Source organism: Kitasatospora sp. NBC_00315 (assembly GCF_041435095.1).
GTDB lineage: Bacteria > Actinomycetota > Actinomycetes > Streptomycetales > Streptomycetaceae > Kitasatospora.
The window spans coordinates 127,191-145,639 of the sequence record NZ_CP108025.1 but is presented as its reverse complement, the minus strand read 5'-3'; the positions used below and the strand labels follow the sequence as shown (position 1 = coordinate 145,639).

Genomic DNA, 18,449 nt, shown 5'->3' with positions numbered 1-18,449 from the left:
CTGCCGGGCCTGCTGCTTTGCCTGTTGCCGAGCTTGTTGTGCTGTGCCTATTCCGGAGCGGAGCGAGTCGATGAGTGGGCCGCAGCCCAGTGGTGTCCTGTCGGGTCTCGGCGAACTGACCGCGCCGGAGCAGCGACGCGTGCTGTCCGCCCTGGTGCGCGAGCAGGCCGAGGCGGCACGTGAGCGGATCCGGCCGGGGGAGGGGCAGCACCCCGACGGCGGCCCCGCCACCGCCGACCCGGCCGGCGACGACCTGTCGTTCGGCGACCTGGGCCTGGACTCGCTGTCGCTGGTCGACCTGCAGGAACGGCTCGCCATCGCCACCGGCCTGGCGATCACCCCGACCGTGGCCTTCGACCACCCCACGCCCGCACGGCTCGCCGAGTACCTGCGCGCCGAACTCGGCCTGGCCCCCGCCCCGGCGCGCCGTCCCCGCCCGGCGGGCGCGAACGGCCCCGCCGCCGCGCCCGCCGACGACCCGATCGCGATCGTCGGCATCGGCTGCCGCTACCCCGGTGGGATCGCCGGACCCGAGGACCTGTGGCGACTGGTCGAGACCGGCGGCGAGGTCCTCGGCCCGTTCCCGTCCGACCGGGACTGGGACCTCACCGACTACTTCGACGCCGACCCGGACCGCGACGGCACCAGCTACGTCGACCGCGGCGGGTTCCTCGACACCGGCGCGCAGTTCGACCCCGAGTTCTTCGGCATCAGCCCCCGCGAGGCCGTCGCCATGGACCCGCAGCAGCGGCTCCTCCTGGAGACCGCGTGGCACGCCCTGGAGGACGCCGGCATCGACCCGCTCTCGCTGGCCGGCACCGGCACCGGCGTCTACGTCGGCGCCGAGAACCAGGAGTACGGACCGCACCTGCACGACGCGCCCGAGGGCGTCGCCGGGCACCTGATGACCGGCAACGCGGCCAGCGTCCTGTCCGGGCGCGTCGCCTACACCCTCGGCCTGCAGGGCCCCGCCCTGACCATCGACACCGCGTGCTCGTCCTCGCTGGTCGCACTGCACCTGGCGGCCAACGCGCTGCGCCACGGCGAGTGCACGCTGGCGCTGGCCGGCGGCGTCGCCGTGATGGGCACCCCGGCGACGTTCACCGCGTTCAGCCGGCAGCGCGGGCTGGCCGCCGACGGCCGGGTCAAGCCCTTCGCGGCCTCCGCCGACGGCACCGGCTTCGCCGAGGGCGTCGGCCTGCTGGTGCTGGAACGCCTGTCCGACGCCCGCACCAACGGGCACCGGGTGCTGGCCCTGGTGCGCGGCAGCGCCGTCAACCAGGACGGCGCCTCGAACGGCCTGACCGCGCCCAGCGGCCAGGCGCAGCGGCGGCTGATCAGCCAGGCTCTGGCCGACGCGGGCCTGGCGGCGGCGGACGTCGACGCGGTGGACGCGCACGGCACCGGCACCAAGCTCGGCGACCCGATCGAGGCGCAGGCGCTGCTCGCCACCTACGGACAAGGCCGCGGCGAGGCCGGGCCGCTGTGGCTGGGCTCGGTGAAGTCCAACCTCGGCCACACCCAGGCCGCGGCCGGCGTCACCAGCGTGATCAAGATGGTGCAGGCGCTGCGGCACGGACTACTGCCGCGCTCGCTGCACATCGACGCGCCGTCGCCGCACGTCGACTGGTCGGCCGGCGAGGTGCGGCTGCTGACCGAGCCGGTGGCCTGGTCACGTGCGGAACGTCCGCGCCGGGCCGCAGTGTCCTCGTTCGGCATCAGCGGCACCAACGCGCACGTGATCCTGGAGGACGCCGACGACGCGGTTGCCGCGCCGGCCGACCCGACCCCCTCGTCCACCGCCGGCCCCGTACCGGTGGTGGTCAGCGCCCGCGGCGCGGCCGCGCTGCGCGCCGCCGCGCAGGCGCTGGTCCCGGTGGTCGAGGCCGGCGCCGAGCCGGCGGACCTGGTCCACGCCCTGGCCACCACGCGCGCCACGTTGGCCGACCGCGCCGTCGTGGTCGCCGCGGACCGCGACGAGCTGGTGCGCGGCCTGCGGGCCGCCGCCGCCGGCGAACCGGCGGCGAACCTCTTCACCGGCGGCGAGGAACGCGGCGCCCTGGCCTTCCTGTTCAGCGGCCAGGGCAGCCAGCGGATAGGCGCCGGACGCGAACTGAGCCGACGCCACCCGGTCTTCGCCAAGGCCCTCGACGAGGCCGCCGACCAGCTCGGCCTGCAGCTGGACACGCCGCTGCAGGCCGTCCTGTTCGCCGAGCCCGACTCCGCCGACGCCCGCCTGATCGACCGCACCGACTACGCCCAGCCCGCGCTGTTCGCCGTCGAGGTCGCCCTCTACCGCCTGCTGGAGTCCTGGGGCCTGCGACCCGACGTGCTGACCGGGCACTCGGTCGGCGAGTTCGCTGCCGCGCACGCCGCCGGCGTCCTGTCGCTGGCCGACGCCGCACTGCTGGTCGGTGCCCGCGGCCGCCTGATGGCCGAACTGCCCGAGGGCGGCGCGATGACCGCGCTGCAGGCCACGCCCGAGGAGCTGGCGCCGCTGCTGGCCGAGGTCGCCGACCGGGTCGGCCTGGCCGCCGTGAACGGGGACCGGTCCGTCGTGGTGTCCGGCGCCCGGGAGCCCGTCGAGCGGATCGCCGCGCACTTCGCCGCGCTCGGTCGCCGGGTGAGGGCACTGCGGGTCTCGCACGCCTTCCACTCGCCGCTGATGGAGCCGATGCTCGACGAGTTCCGGCGCGCCGCCAAGGCCGTCGACTACCGTCCGGCGCGGATCCCGATCGTCTCGACCGTGACCGGGCGGCCCACCACGGCGCTGGAGCTGTCGGATCCCGACTACTGGGTGCGGCACGTCAGCAGCCCGGTGCTGTTCAGCGACGCGGTGCGCGCGCTGGCCGGCCGCGGCGTTGCCACGTACCTGGAGCTCGGCCCGGACGCGCCGCTGACGGCGCTGGGCCCGGACCTCGCCCCCGGGGTCTTCCTGCCGACGCTGCGCCGGGAGCGCGACGAGCACCGCGTCCTGGCGGACTCCGTGGCGACCGTGATCGCGCGCGGCGCCGCCGCCGACCAGCGGGCCTTCGTCGCCGGGCAGCCGGTGCGTCCCGTCGAGCTCCCGCGCTACCCGTTCCAGCGCCGCCGGTTCTGGCTGTCCGCTGCCCGCCCCGCGGCCTCCGCCGAGGCGCTCGGGCAGAGCGCGGTCGCGCATCCGCTGATCGGCGCCGTGATCCGCACCGCCGGCGACGACGGCCTGCTGCTGACCGGCCGGGTCTCCCGCGCCGCGCAGCGCTGGCCGGCCGACCACGTGATGGACGGCGTCGCCCTGCTGCCCGGCACCGCGTTCGTCGAACTCGCGCTGCTGGCCGGCGCGCACGCCGGCTGCCCGACCGTGGCGGACCTGACCATGGCCGCCCCGCTGGTGCTGCCCGAGACCGGGGCCGTCACCCTCCAGGTCCGGGTCGGGCCGGCGGACGACCGCGGGGCCCGCACCGTCGGGGTGTACGCGCGCCGCGACGACGCCCCCGACCGGGCCCCGTGGACCCGGCACGCCGAAGGGACGCTGACCGCCGCCGTAGAAGCCGATGCCTTCGACGGCACCGAGTGGCCGCCGGCCGGCGCGACGCCGGTCGACGTCACCGGCTTCTACCAGGAACTGGCCCGGCAGGGCTACGAGTACGGCCCCGCCTTCCAGGGGCTGCACGCGGTGTGGCGGCGCGGCACGGACGTGTTCGCCGAGATCGCGCTGCCGGACGGCGTGGACGCGCGCGGATACGGGATCCACCCGGCGCTGCTCGACGCGGCGCTGCACGCCACCGACTTCGTGTGGGGCCCGGCCACGGACGACCGGATCCGGCTGCCGTTCGCCTGGGCCGGGGTCGGCCTGGCCGCGTCCGGCGCGGCCGCCGCCCGGGTGCACCTCACCTCCGACAGCGCGGACCAGGCCACCCTGTCGCTGTTCGACCCGAGCGGCGCGCCGCTCGCCACGGTCTCCTCCTACCTGGTGCGGCCGGTCCCGGCCGACCGGCTCCGCGCCGCGGGCCACGGGCCGCTGTACGAGGTGCGCTGGCAGCCGGTCGCCGTCGACGCCGGGCAGGCGGTGCTGCCGGAGCGGGACTCCGGGCACGTCGACGCCGCCACGGTCGTCTACCGCGCCCCGCTCGCCGAGGACCCCTCCCCGGCCGCGGCGCGCGCCGTCGCCGGCAAGGTCCTGTCGACCGTCCAGGCATGGCTCGCCGACCCCGCTGCCGCGACCGCCACCCTGGTCGTGGCGACCCGGGGCGCCGTCGCCACCGACGCGGCCGAGTCGCCGAACCCGGCCGCCGCGACCCTGTGGGGCCTGATCCGTGCCGCGCAGGCCGAGCACCCCGGCCGCCTCGTCCTGGCCGACGTCGACACCGATCCCACCGCCGACCGCCTGCTGGCCGCCGCCGTCGCCACCGGCCGCCCCGAGCTCGCCATCCGCGAGGGCCGCGTCCTGGTCCCCGGCCTGCTCCCGGCCACAGCCGTCCCGACCGCCGCCGTGCCCGCGTTCGACCCCGATGGCACGGTCCTGGTCACCGGCGGCACCGGCGGCATCGGCGCCGAACTCGCCCGCCACCTGGTGGCCGCCCACGGCGTGCGCCACCTGCTGCTGCTCGGCCGCCGCGGCCCGGACGCCCCGGGCGCCCGCGAGCTGGCCGTCGAACTCGCCGACGCCGGCGCCTCGGTGACTGTCGAGACCTGCGACGCAGCCGACCGCGAGGCCCTGGCCGCCGTGCTCGCCGCGATCCCCGCCGCCCACCCGCTGACCGCCGTCTTCCACGCCGCCGGCGTGCTGGACGACGGCCTGATCGCCGACCTCACCGAGGAACGCCTGTCCGCGGTGCTGCGCCCCAAGGCCGACGCCGCCTGGCACCTGCACGAGCTCACCGCCGACCGCGACCTGGCCGCGTTCGTCCTGTTCTCCTCGACCGCGGCGCTCTGCGACGCCCCGGGCCAGGCCGCCTACGCCGCCGCGAACAGCTACCTCGACGCGCTCGCCGCCCACCGCCGGGCCGCCGACCGGCCCGCCCTCGCGCTGGCCTGGGGCCTGTGGACCGGCACCGGCATGGGCGCCGGCCTGGACACCGCCGCGATCGCCCGGATCGCCCGGTCCGGCTTCGCGCCGCTGACGGCCCGGGAGAACCTCGCCCTGCTCGACCTCGCCCTGACCGGGGCACCCGCCGCCGCGGTCCCGATCCGCGTCGACACCCGCGCGCTGCGCAGCCGCACCGACGGCATCCCCGCCCTGCTGCGCCCGCTGGTCGCCGGCCCGGAGCCGACCCGCACGTTCGCGTTCGCCGGCGAGGAGCGGGCGACGGGTGCCCGGGCCGGCTCGGCCGTCGCCACGCTGGGGGCACTCCCCGCCGACGAGCGCGCCGAACGCCTGCTCGACCTGGTGCGCACGCAGGCCGCGACCGTCCTGGGACATGACGGACCCGAGGCGGTGTCGCGCTCGCGCACCTTCGGCGAGATCGGCTTCGACTCGCTGTCGGCCGTCGACCTGCGCAACCGGCTGGCCACCGCGACCGGGCTCACCCTGCCCGCCACGCTCACCTTCGACTTCCCCACCCCGGACGCCCTGGTCAGGTTCCTCGCGGAGTCCCTGGAGAGCTCGGCCGCCCGGCAGCCCGCCGTGACGCGGCCGACCGCGGTGAAGGCCGACACGTCCGAGGACCCGATCGTCATCGTCGGCATGGCCTGCCGCTACCCGGGCGACGTCACCTCTCCGGAAGAGCTGTGGGAGCTGGTCGCCGCCGGCCGCGACGCCGTCGGAGCGTTCCCCGCCGACCGCGGCTGGCCCGAGGACCTGTACGACCCCGAGGGCGCGCGCACCGGCACCAGTGTCACCCGCGAGGGTGGCTTCCTCTACGACGCCGCCGAGTTCGACGCGGAGTTCTTCGGGATCAGCCCGCGCGAGGCCCGCGCCATGGACCCGCAGCAGAGACTGCTGCTGGAGGTCGCCTGGGAGACGCTGGAGCGCGCCGGGATCGACCCGCACGCGCTGCGCGGCAGCGACACCGGCGTCTACGCCGGCGTGATGTACCACGACTGGGGTCTGCGACTGGGCCCGCTGCCCGAGGAGGTCGCCGGCCACATCGGCAGCGGCAGCCTGGCCAGCGTCGTCTCCGGCCGTGTCGCCTATGCCCTCGGCCTGCAGGGCCCCGCCATCACCGTCGACACCGCCTGCTCCTCCTCGCTGGTGGCCCTGCACCTGGCCGCGCAGGCGCTGCGCTCCGGCGAGACCTCGCTCGCGCTGGTCGGCGGCGTGACCGTGATGTCCACCCCGGACACCTTCGTCGACATGTCCCGCCAGGGCGGCCAGGCCCCGGACGGCCGCTGCAAGTCCTTCGGCGCCGGCGCCGACGGCACCGGCTGGTCCGAGGGCGCCGGACTGCTGCTGCTGGAGCGGCTGTCCGACGCGCAGCGCAACGGCCACCGCGTCCTCGCGGTGGTGCGCGGCACCGCGGTGAACCAGGACGGCGCGTCGAACGGCCTGACCGCGCCGAACGGCCCGGCGCAGCAGCGGGTGATCCGCGCCGCGCTGGCCGCCGCCGGACTGCAGCCGCGCGAGGTCGACGCGGTGGAGGGCCACGGCACCGGCACCAAGCTCGGCGACCCGATCGAGGCGCAGGCGCTGATCGCCGTCTACGGCGGCGACCGCACCGCCGCGGACCCGCTGCTGCTGGGCTCGATCAAGTCGAACCTCGGCCACGCCCAGGCCGCGGCCGGCGTCGCCGGAATCATCAAGACCGTGCTGGCGATGCGCCACGGTGTGGTCCCCGCCTCCCTGCACTCCGCCCGGCGCTCCGCCCAGGTGGACTGGTCGCAGGGCGTGGTCGAGGTCGTCACCGAGGCGCAGCCCTGGCCCGAGCGCGGCCGGCGCCGCCGGGCGGCGGTGTCCTCGTTCGGCATCAGCGGCACCAACGCGCACGTCATCCTCGAACAGGCGCCCGAGGTCCCGGCGGAGCACCCGGACGCCGTGCCCGCCGGGGGAGTCGTGCCGTGGGTCGTCTCGGCCCGGACGGCCGACGGGCTGCGCGCCCAGGCCGACCGGCTGAGCACATTCGCCGCCGCGGGAGGCGACGACGTCGCGGACGTCGCCGTGGCGCTCGCCACCGGCCGCGCCGCGCTGGAGCACCGCGCCGTCGTGTTCGGCACCGACGGCCCGGCGCTGGCCGCCGCCCTGCGGTCCCCGCAGCTCACCGACACGGTCCGGGACGGCAGGACCGCCTTCCTGTTCACCGGCCAGGGCGCGCAGCGTCTCGGCATGGGCCGCAAGGCCCACGACGCCTTCCCGGTCTTCGCCGCCGCCCTCGACGAGGCGCTGGCCGCGCTGGACGAGCACCTGCCGCGCCCGCTGCGCGAGGTGATGTGGGGGGAGGACGCGGCGCTGCTGGAGCGCACCGAGTACGCCCAGCCCGCGCTGTTCGCCGTCGAAACCGCGCTGTTCCACCTGGTGCGGTCCTGGGGCCTGCGCCCCGACCTGCTGCTCGGCCACTCGATCGGCGAACTGGCCGCCGCGCACGTCGCCGGCGTCTGGTCGCTGCCGGACGCCGCCCGGCTGGTCGCCGCGCGCGGCCGACTGATGCAGGCGCTGCCCGCAGGCGGTTCGATGGCCGCCGTGCGGGCTCCCGAGGCCGTGGTGGTGCCGAAGCTCGGACCCGACACCGCCATCGCGGCGGTCAACGGCCCGGCCGCCACGGTCGTCTCCGGACCGGCCGAGGACGTGCGCCGGATCTGTGCGGAGTTCGCCGCCGAAGGCGTCACCACCACCGAGCTGCGGGTCAGCCACGCCTTCCACTCGCCGCTGATGGACCCGATGCTGGAGGAGTTCGCGGCCGTCGCCGCCGGACTGACCTACTCGGCGCCCACGCTCGGCGCGGTCTCCTCGGTGACCGGCGAACCGGTCGACGCGGAACTGTGGTGCGACCCCGGCTACTGGGTGCGGCAGGTTCGCCAACCGGTCCGGTTCGCGGACGGCGTCCAGACCCTGGCGGCGCGCGGCGTCGTCACCGCGCTGGAGCTCGGCCCGGACGCGGTGCTGACCGCCGCCGGCCGGGACAGCGCCGACGAGGCGGACCTGGCGTTCGCCGCCACCATGCGCCGGGACCGCGACGAGCAGGAGACCGTCCTCGCCGGACTCGGTCGGGTCTACGCCCGCGGCGGCTCGGTCGACTGGGACGCGTTCTTCGCGGGCTCCACCGGCCGGTTCGTCGACCTGCCCACGTACGCCTTCCAGCGCCGCCGCCACTGGCTCGACGGACTCGACGGCGTCGGCGCTCCCGGTGGCGGTCCGGCCGGGCTCGCCGCAGGCCAGGAGACGCTGGGGCACCCGCTGCTGGCCGCAGCCGTCGCAGGCCCGGAGTCGGAGCCCGTGGTCTTCACCGGCCGCCTGGCGGCCGGTCGACCGGCCTGGATCGCCGACCACGGCGTGCTCGGCACGGTGCTGCTGCCCGGCACCGGCTTCGTCGAGATCGCGCTGCGGGCCGGCGCCCACCTCGGCTGCGGCCGGATCGAGGAACTGACGCTGGAGCGCCCACTGCTGCTGCGGGACGCCGCCACACTGCGGGTCGCCGTCGCCCCGGCGACCGAGGACGGCACCCGCGCGATCCACATCCACACCCGCACCGACGGCGGCGAGTGGATCCGCCACGCCGCCGGCGTGCTCGCACCCCCGGCGGATGTCGTCGAGCAGGCCGCAGACCTGGCGGTGTGGCCGCCGGCCGGGGCCGAAGAACTGTCCGTCGCCGACGCGTACGACCGGCTCGCCGGGCGCGGTTACGACTACGGGCCCGCGTTCCAGGGCCTGCGCCGCGCCTGGCGCGCCGGCGACGACGTGTTCGCCGAGGTCGAACTGTCCGAGGCCGACAGCGCCGCCGCGTACCTGCTGCACCCCGCCCTGCTGGACGCCGCCATGCACGCCGACCTGGTCGCCGACGGCGGCGCCGGCGCGACGCTGCTGCCGTTCTCCTGGAACGGGGTCGAGCTGCACCGCGCCGGTGTCGACGCGGTCCGGGTCCGGCTCCGCCGGATCCGCGGCGAGCAGGAGACCGAGATCGCGGTCGCCGACCTCGACGGCCGTCCGGTGCTGGACGTCCGGTCGCTGGTCAGCCGCGAGGTGAGCGCCGAACAGCTGGTGCCCGGCGCGGGCGCCGGCCTGCTGCGGCTGGACTGGACCCCGGTCGACGGCCGCGCCGGGACTGCCGCTGCCGGCGCCGCGTTCGAGCTGCTGACCGTGGACAGCGCGCCGGGCGACATCCCCGAGGCGGCGAAGGCCGTCGCCACCGAGGTGCTGGCGCGGCTCCAGGCATGGCTCGATGCCGAGAACGACGCGCGACTCGTCGTCCGCACCACCCGCGCGGTCGCGGTGCGGCCCGGCGACACCGTCGACCTCGCCCAGGCCCCCGTCTGGGGCCTGGTGCGCGCCGCGCAGGCGGAGAACCCCGGCCGGATCGTTCTGGTCGACCTCGACCAGGACACCGAGCTCGACCCGGCCGCCCTGCCCCTCGGCGAGCCGGAACTCGCGCTGCGCGACGGCGAGTTGACGGCGCCGCGACTGACACCGCTGGCGGCCGCCGCGGCCGCGGCGACCACTGCTGCCGCCGGCACCGTGCCCACCGCCGCTGCCGCGTCCGCCGCGATCCCCGCCGGGGCCTGGCACGGCACCGTCCTGATCACCGGCGGCGCCACCGGCATCGGTGCGCTGCTGGCCCGCCACCTGGTCCGCCGGCACGGCGCGAGCCGTCTGCTGCTGACCGGCCGCCGGGGGCCGCAGGCCCCCGGGGCGGCCGAGCTCACGGCCGAGCTGGCCGCGCTCGGGGCCGAGGCCGAGATCGTGGCCTGCGACGTGGCCGACCGGGCGGCGCTCGCCGCCGTGCTGGCCGCCGTGCCGGCCGACCGGCCGCTGTCCGCGGTGGTGCACGCCGCGGGCGTCGCCGACAGCGGGCTGACCCCCGACCTGACCCCCGAGCGCCTGACGGCCGTCCTGCGGCCCAAGGTCGACGGGGCCTGGAACCTGCACGAGCTGACCGCCGGCCTGCCGATCGAAGCGTTCGTACTGCTGTCCTCCGCGGGCGGAACCGCGCTCGCCGCCGGGCAGGGCGGCTACGCGGCCGCGAACGTCTTCCTGGACGCCCTCGCCGGGCACCGTCACGCCCTCGGGCTGCCGGCCCTCGCGCTCGGCTACGGCATGTGGCACCTGGACACCGGTCTCGGCGGCGCGCTCACCGACGCCGACCTGGACCGGACGGCCCGCCTCGGGCTCCCGGCCCTCGACCCCGCCGACGCGCTCGGCGCGTTCGACCGGGCCGTGCTGACCGGCGAACCGTTCGTGACCGTGCTGCGCACCGACCGCCGGGCGCTGGCCGCCCGCGGCGACCGGCTCCCCGCCGTGCTGCGGGCCCTGGCCCCGCGCCGGACGACCGCCACTCGCCGCTCCGGCGCCACCGATCGGTTCGCCGGCCTGAGTGCCCTGGAGCGGCGGCGCGCGCTGCTGGAGGAGGTGCGCGCCACCCTGGCCCGGATCCTCGGGCACGCCGGCGCCGACGCCGTCGACCCGGACCGGCCGCTGCGCGACCTCGGCGTGGACTCCCTGGTCGCGGTCGAGCTGTCCTCCGCGCTCACCGCCGCGACCGGGACCAGGCTGCCCGCGACGCTGGTCTTCGACCACCCGACCGTCCGCGCCATCGCCACGGTCATCGACGAACGCTTCGAACAGCGCCCCGCGACCGCCCCGGTCAAGGCCGGGCCGGTTCCCGCCGCTCCGGCCCCCGCCGAGGACCCGATCGTCATCGTCGGCATCGGCTGCCGCTTCCCCGGCGGCGTCCGCAACGCCGACGACCTGTGGCGCCTGGTCGCCGAGGGCCGCGACGCCGTCACCGGCTTCCCGGAGGACCGCGGCTGGGACGTCGACGGCATCTACGACCCGGAGCCCGGCCTGCCGGGCCGCACCTACGTGCGCCACGGCGCCTTCCTGCACGACGCCGCCGAGTTCGACCCCGAGTTCTTCGGCATCATGCCGCGCGAGGCGCTGGCCATGGACCCGCAGCAGCGGCTGCTGCTGGAGACCTCGTGGGAGGCGTTCGAGGACGCCGGCATCGACCCGCACGCGCTGCGCGGCAGCGCCACCGGCGTGTACGTCGGCATCATGTACGGCGAGTACGGCAGCCGCGGCGCCGCGCCGGACGACCTGGCCGGCTACCTCGGCAACGGCAGCGCGGGCAGCATCGCCTCCGGCCGGGTCTCGTACTGCTTCGGCCTCGAAGGCCCCGCGATCACCGTCGACACGGCCTGCTCGTCGTCCCTGGTGGCGTTGCACTCGGCGGTCCAGGGCCTGCGCTCCGGCGAGATCTCGCTCGCGGTGGCCGGCGGCGTCACGGTGATGCCGACGCCGGAGATCTTCGTCGACTTCAGCCGCCAGCGCGGCCTGTCACCCGACGGCCGCTGCCGGGCCTTCGCCGACGGCGCCGACGGCACCGGCTGGTCCGAGGGCGTGGGCCTGCTGGTGCTGGAGCGGCTGTCCGACGCACGCCGCAACGGCCACCGGGTGCTCGCCCTGGTGCGCGGCACCGCGATCAACCAGGACGGCGCGTCCAACGGGCTCACCGCGCCGAGCGGCCCGTCCCAGCAGCGGGTGATCCGCGCCGCGCTGGCGTCCGCCGGGCTGCGGCCGCGGGACGTCGACGCGGTCGAGGGCCACGGCACCGGCACCCGGCTCGGCGACCCGATCGAGGCGCAGGCGCTGCTCGCCACCTACGGGCAGGACCGCGGACCGGGCCGGCCGCTGTGGCTGGGCTCGATCAAGTCCAACATCGGCCACGCGCAGGCGGCCGCGGGCGTCAGCGGCCTGATCAAGATGGTGATGGCGCTGCGCCACCAGGAGCTGCCCCGCACGCTGCACGTCGACGAGCCCAGCCGCCGGGTCGACTGGACCGAGGGCGAGGTCAGGCTGCTGACCGAGGCCCGGCCGTGGGAGTCGCACGGCCTGCGGCGGGCCGGCGTGTCCTCGTTCGGCCTCAGCGGCACCAACGCGCACGTGATCCTCGAGGAGGCGCCGCCGGCCGAGCCGGAGGCCGCCGACCGGAGCGGCATCGCTCCGGTTCCGCTGCTGCTGTCGGCCCAGGACGCCGACCGACTGCCCGCCCAGGCCGCCAGGCTGCACGCCCGCCTGGCCGCCGACCCGGAGCTGTCCGTCGCCGACCTGGCCTACTCCTTGGCCACCACCCGCGCCGCCCTGAAGCACCGCACGGCCGTCTTCGCCGCCGACCGCGGCGAGGCGCTGAGCGCCCTGGCGGCGATCGCGGAGCTCGCCGAGCCCGCGGTCACCGTCCGCACCGCCACCGCCACCGCCGACACCGACGGGCTCACCGCGTTCGTCTTCTCCGGCCAGGGCTGCCAGCGGCCCCGGATGGGCGCCGAACTCGCCGCCGCCCACCCGGTGTTCGCGCAGGCATTCCAGGAGGTCTGCGACCTCGTGGACCCGCTGACGGACCGCGGCCTGCGCGAGGTGATCGACGCCGAGGACAGCACCGAGCTCGACCGGACCGCCTACACCCAGACCGCGCTGTTCGCCTTCGAGGTGGCGCTGTTCCGGCTGCTGGAGTCCTGGGGCGCCCGGCCGGCGCTGCTCGCCGGCCACTCGATCGGCGAGCTGGCCGCCGCGCACGTCGCCGGCGTCATGTCGCTGCCCGACGCCTGCCGCCTGGTCGCCGCCCGCGGCCGCCTGATGGGCGCGCTGCCCGCCGGCGGCGCCATGGTCGCGCTCCGCGCCACCGAGGCCGAGGTCCGTCCGCACCTGACCGCGGGCGTCTCCATCGCCGCGGTGAACAGCCCCGAAGCCGTGGTCGTCTCCGGCGAGGAGGCCGAGGTGACGGCCGTCGCCGCGAAGTTCGCCAAGGCGACCCGCCTCAAGGTCTCGCACGCCTTCCACTGCGCCCTGATGGGCCCGATGCTCGACGAGTTCCGGGCGGTCGCCGAGACCGTCTCGTTCGCCGAGCCGCAGCTGCCGCTGGTGTCGACCGTCACCGGCCGGCTCGCCGCCCCCGGCGAGCTCACCTCGCCCGAGTACTGGGTCGGCCAGGTCCGCGACACCGTCCGGTTCGCCGACGCCGCCCTCGCGCTGGCCGACCAGGGCGCGGTGCGGTTCCTGGAGATCGGCCCGGACGCCGTGCTCACCCCGCTCGCCGCGGCCACCCTCGACGACCGCCGGGCGCTCGCCGTCCCCGCGGTCCGCAGGGGCGCCGACGAGGTCAGGACCCTGACGGAGAGCCTGGCGCTGCTGCACGGCGACGGCGCCGCGATCGACTGGCGCGCCGTACTTGCCGGCACCGGCGCGCGCCGCGTCGACCTGCCGTCGTACGCCTTCGCGGCCGAGCGGTTCTGGTTCGACCCGGAGCCGGCCGCCGCCTCCGGGGCCGCCGCCCACGGCCAGGACGACGCCGCGCACCCGCTGTTCACCGCAGTGGTCGCCTCGCCCGAGACCGGCGGGGTGACCCTCACCGGCCGCCTGTCGCACGCCACCCAGCCCTGGCTGGCCGACCACGACGTGCTCGGCACGGTGATGTTCCCCGGTACCGGCTACGTCGAGCTCGCGGTGCGGGCCGGCGAGGAGGTCGGCTGCCCGGTGGTCGAGGAGCTGACCATCGAGGCCGTGATGCCGGTGCCCGCGGACGCCGCGGTCGCCCTCCAGGCGGTCGTCGGCGGTGCCGACGAGACCGGACGCCGGTCCTTCGCGGTGTACTCGCGGATGGTCGGTGCCGCGCCGGACGTCCCGTGGTCCCGGCACGTGACCGGCGTGCTGGCCGGGGCCGAGGCGCCCGTTCCCGACACGGTCGCCGCCGACTGGCCGCCGGCCGGCGCCGAAGAGGTCGATATCTCCGACGTGTACGACTACCTGACCGGCCAGGGCTACCACTACGGGCCGACCTTCCGCGGCCTGCACCGGCTGTGGCGCCGGGGCCGCGAGGTCTTCGCCGAGGTCGCGCTGCCGCCCGAGGCGGTCGCCGACGCCGCGGCCTACCGCGTCCACCCGGCGCTGCTCGATGCCTCGCTCAGCGCCACCGACTTCCTCGGCGACCGCAAGCCGCAGGACGTCGGCGCCACCCAGCTGCCGTTCGCCTGGACCGGGGTCAGCGTGCACACCGCAGGCGCCTCCCGGCTGCGGGTGCGGATCCACTGGGCCGGCGACGGCGAGGGGACCGGCTCGGACGCCGTCCGGCTGGAGCTCTCCGACACCGGCGGCCGCCCCGTGGCCACCATCGAGTCACTGGTGGTCCGGGCCGTCACCCCCGACCGGGTGGCCGCCGCCGCGGCCGCCTCCGCCGGGACCCGGATGCGTGAGGGCATGTTCCGGCTCGCCTGGGACTCCCAGCCGGTCGGCACCGCCGAGGTCACCGCCGGCCCGGCCGCCCGGGTGGTCGTCCGTCCCGCCGGCGGCGTCGACTTCGACCTCGCCGACGTGCCGGTGTACACCGACCTCGCCGCCCTCACCACGGCCCTCGACGGCGGCACCCCCGCCCCCGAGGTACTGCTGCTAGCCTGCCCCGTCGAGCCGGAGCCCTCCGACGAGCAGGTGCCCGGGCTGGTCGGCGACACGCTGCGACAGGTGCTGGCCACGGTCCGCGAGTGGCTGGCCGACACCCGGCTCGCCGCCTCACGACTGGTGGTCGTCACCCGCGCCGCCGTGCAGGCCGACGCCGCCGACGAGGTCGCCGACCTCGCGCACGCGGCGGTCTGGGGCCTGATCCGCGCCGCACAGGCCGAGCACCCCGGCCGCCTGCTGCTGGTCGACCTGCCCGCCGATGCCGCGGCGTTCCCGACCGCGGCACTGGCCGTCGGCGAGGCCGAACTCGCGGTGCGCGGCGCCGACCTGCGGGTCCCCCGGCTGACGCCGGTGCCCGCCTCCGAACCCGAACACCCCGCCCCCTGGGACGTGGACGGCACGGTGCTGGTCACCGGCGGCACGACCGGCCTCGGCGCGCTGGTGGCCCGTCACCTCGCCACCGCGCACGGCGTCCGGCACCTGCTGCTGGCCAGCCGCAGCGGCGCGGCGTCCCGCGGCGCGGCCGAACTGGTCGCCGAACTGACCGCGCTCGGCGCCGACGTCGAGGTCGCCGCCTGCGACGTCGCCGACCGGGCCGCGCTCGCCGAGACGCTGGCCGCGATCCCGGCCGACCGCCCGCTGCGCGCCGTGGTGCACGCAGCCGCAGTGATGGACAACGCGCTGCTCGCCGACCTGACCGAAGACCAGTGGGAACGCGTCCTCGCACCGAAGGTCGCCGGGGCCTGGAACCTGCACACGCTGACCCGCGACGCCGACCTGAGCGCGTTCGTGCTCTTCTCCTCCGTCGCCGGCCTCGCCGTCGCCATGGGCCAGGCCAACTACGCCGCCGCCAACCGGTTCCTGGACGCGCTCGCCGCCCTCCGCCGCGCCGAGGGCCGCCCGGCCACCGCGCTGTCCTTCGGCCTGTGGACCGCGCGCACCAACCTCGGCGCCGGGCCGTCCGGCGTGGTCGACCCGGCCGACGCCGAACGCGACGAGCAGCGGATGGCCGCCGCCGGCCTGCCGCCGTTCCCGGTCGCCGAGGGACTGGCCCTGTTCGACGAGGCCGTCGCGCTCGACCGGACCACGCTGGCACCCGTCCGGGTCGACGCCGCGCTGCTGGCCGACCGCGACGCCGACCTGCTCGCACCGGTCCTGCGCGGCATCGCGGTCCGGACGGGCACCGCCGCGCGGCGCACGCCGCCCCGGGCCCTGCCGGCCCAGCGCGGAGCGGTGCGCCCGGCCGCCGCGTCCAGCACGCTGCGCCAGCAGCTCGCGGACCTGCCGGCCGAGGACGCGATGCAGATCCTCGTCGAGCTGGTCCGCGCCCAGACCGCCGCGGTGCGCCACGGCGACATCGCCGACATCGACGCCGACCGCGGGTTCGCCGACCTCGGCCTCGACTCGCTGGCCGCGCTCGAGCTGCGCAACGCGCTGCAGGCCGCGACCGGGCTGCGGCTGCCGGCGACCCTGATGTTCGACCGCCCGAACCCGCGCGCGGTGGTCGGCCTGCTGGCCGAGGAGCTCGGGATCGCCCGCACTCCGCAGCCGGCGACCGGCGCCGACACCGCCGCCGTGACCGAGGCGGCCGAGGTGGAGCGCTCGGTGATGGAACTCGACATCGACGACCTCGTGCGCGCCGCGCTCGGAGGCATCGACGAGGACTAGGCCGGGCCACGCCACGGGGCCACGCGCCGTGCAACATCCGGGGGCACATCCGCACCCGATCCGCTGGGACACACAGGAGACGGAACTCATGACGGAACCACTGGACTGCGTGATCATCGGCTACAACGAGGGCGACTTCCAGGACTACCGCGCCATGTGCGAGAGCACCGGAGCGGGCTCGCCCACCCAACAGATCTACAGCAAGGAGTTCATGGAGGTCGACGGGCGCCAACTGTCCTGGATGGACGCCCTGAGCACCCTGCGCAACAAGGCGACCGGCCGCAACGACAAGTACCACGTCGGCGAGGTGCACAACCTCGCCGGCATCTACCTCACCAACTTCCTGCGCAAGGCCGACCTGACCGCCCAGACCGTGTCGCTGTTCAGCGCCGAGCAGGAACGCCTTGCCGACCTGCTGGAGCTCGGGCCCGCCGTCGTCGCCGTGACGACCACCTTCTACGTCAACATCATGCCCGTGCTGCCGGTCGTCGACTTCATCCGCTACTACGCCCCGAACGCGCACATCGTCGTCGGCGGCCCGCTGGTCGACAACATCTGCCTCGATGGTGTCACCGACATGGCACAGGCCCTGCTGCACGGCATGGGCGCGGACAGCTACGTCGTCGAGTCGCAGGGCGAGACCGCGCTGGTCGAGCTGACCCGCGCCGTCAAGGCCGGCCGCTCGCCGCAGGGCCTGGCCAACGTCATCACCCAGGTCGGCGGCAGCTGGGTCCCCGGGCCCAAGACGCCCGAGGCCAACGACCTCGACCACGCCACGATCGACTGGTCCGGCTTCCACCCGTCCGTGATCGGCGCCACCGCCCAGACCCGCACCGCCCGCAGCTGCGCCTTCAAGTGCAGCTTCTGCGACTACCCGCAGCGGGCCGGCGCGCTGACCACCGCCTCGGTGGAGGCCATCCGCCACGAGCTGCGCGCGATGGCCGAGTTGGGCGTCAAGAACCTGGTGTTCGTCGACGACACCTTCAACGTGCCGCCGAAGCGGTTCAAGGAACTGTGCCGGATGCTCATCGAGGAGGACCTCGGCCTCAACTGGTACTCCTACTTCCGCTGCTCGAACGCCCGCGACGAGGAGACCTTCGACCTGGCGGCCGCGAGCGGCTGCAAGGGCGTGTTCCTGGGCATCGAGTCCGGCGACCAGGACATCCTGGCGGCGATGAACAAGCTCGCGCAGGACGCCCAGTACCGCAACGGCATCGCCCAGTTGAAGCAGCGCGGCATCACCACCTTCGCCTCGATCATCGTCGGATTCCCCGGCGAGAACGAGAAGACGATCCGCAACACCATCAACTTCCTCAACGAGACCGGCCCGACGTTCTGGCGCGCCCAGGCATGGTGGGGCAACCCGAAGGCCCCGGTCTACCAGCGCAAGGAGATGCACGGCATCGAGGGCTCGGCCTACGACTGGTCGCACCGCACCATGAACTCCGTCGAGGCCGCCCGCTGGTGCGACGTCATGTTCGACGAGGTGACCGAGTCGACCTGGCTGCCGCTGTACGACTTCGACTTCTGGGCGCTGCCCTACCTGGACGGCAAGGGCCTGGGCGTCACCGAGCTCAAGCCGATCCTGCGGGTCTCGCAGGAGATCATGCGCGAGCGCAGCCTCCCCGTTCCGGACCAGATACGGCTCCAGTCCCTGAACGGGCAGCTCTACAAGGCGGTCGCAGCGGTGGACATGGCCCCGTCGCGGTTCGAGTTCGCGACGACTTGAGAACCCCGAGCCGCTGAACCGGTGCCGCCGACGGGACTTCGACCTCCCGCCGGCGGCACCGGTTCAGCGGCTCGCACCGGCTCGTCCCAGCGGTGGTGGCAGGGTCGCGCGGGTGCCGCTGCTGAACTACGCGGACGCCCGCGACCACCGAGCCCTCGACCACCTGACCGCCGACTCCCTGCGGGCCCCGGCCGCCACGGGCACCATCGACGACCGGGCTGCGGCCTTCGTGGCCACCGTCCCGCGCAATCCCGCCGTGCGGGCCGTGCTGGAGCGCCTGGCCGCTCTCGACCCGCCGCCGTGCTAACCGACCGTCGGGTCGCTGTTCTGGACGGTGTGGAACGCGGCCGACGACCGGGCCGACCTGGCGGCGGGATTCCGGGACCACGGCCTGTTCTCCCACGACGAGGACACCTCGCGGGAGGCGGAGGACGCGGTGATCAAGAAGTGCCTGGCGGTGGTCGTGGACCTCTTCGACCTGGTGCTGTGACCGAACCCGCTCACCGTCGCCCCACGGGCGGTGTACGAGGTGAAGACCGA

At 76.0% G+C, this 18,449-nt stretch carries 4 protein-coding genes; all 4 read left to right on the top strand.

The window, feature by feature from the left end; genetic code table 11:
- The first annotated feature begins 70 nt into the window (after nt 1-70).
- The gene (locus OG823_RS00655; RefSeq protein WP_371476502.1) at nt 71-16,180 is read left to right on the top strand and encodes an SDR family NAD(P)-dependent oxidoreductase; all 16,110 of its coding nucleotides are present in this window, start codon (nt 71-73) and stop codon (nt 16,178-16,180) included.
- Nucleotides 16,181-16,268: 88 nt separating this feature from the next.
- Nucleotides 16,269-17,909, top strand: coding sequence for a PhpK family radical SAM P-methyltransferase (locus OG823_RS00650; protein WP_371476500.1), 1,641 nt, complete (start codon nt 16,269-16,271; stop codon nt 17,907-17,909).
- A gap of 112 nt (nt 17,910-18,021) precedes the next feature.
- Complete coding sequence (locus tag OG823_RS00645) at nt 18,022-18,216, top strand: hypothetical protein (RefSeq protein ID WP_371476498.1); 195 nt, start codon at nt 18,022-18,024, stop codon at nt 18,214-18,216.
- Between the two features lie 27 nt (nt 18,217-18,243).
- Nucleotides 18,244-18,399, top strand: coding sequence for a hypothetical protein (locus OG823_RS00640; RefSeq protein WP_371476497.1), 156 nt, complete (start codon nt 18,244-18,246; stop codon nt 18,397-18,399).
- Nucleotides 18,400-18,449 lie beyond the last annotated feature (50 nt).

What these genes read in the sequence shown, in the direction of transcription:
- OG823_RS00655 (WP_371476502.1), top strand. Translation starts at nt 71, where the DNA reads ATGAGTGGGCCGCAGCCCAGTGGTGTCCTGTCGGGTCTCGGCGAACTG.
- OG823_RS00650 (WP_371476500.1), top strand. Translation starts at nt 16,269, where the DNA reads ATGACGGAACCACTGGACTGCGTGATCATCGGCTACAACGAGGGCGAC.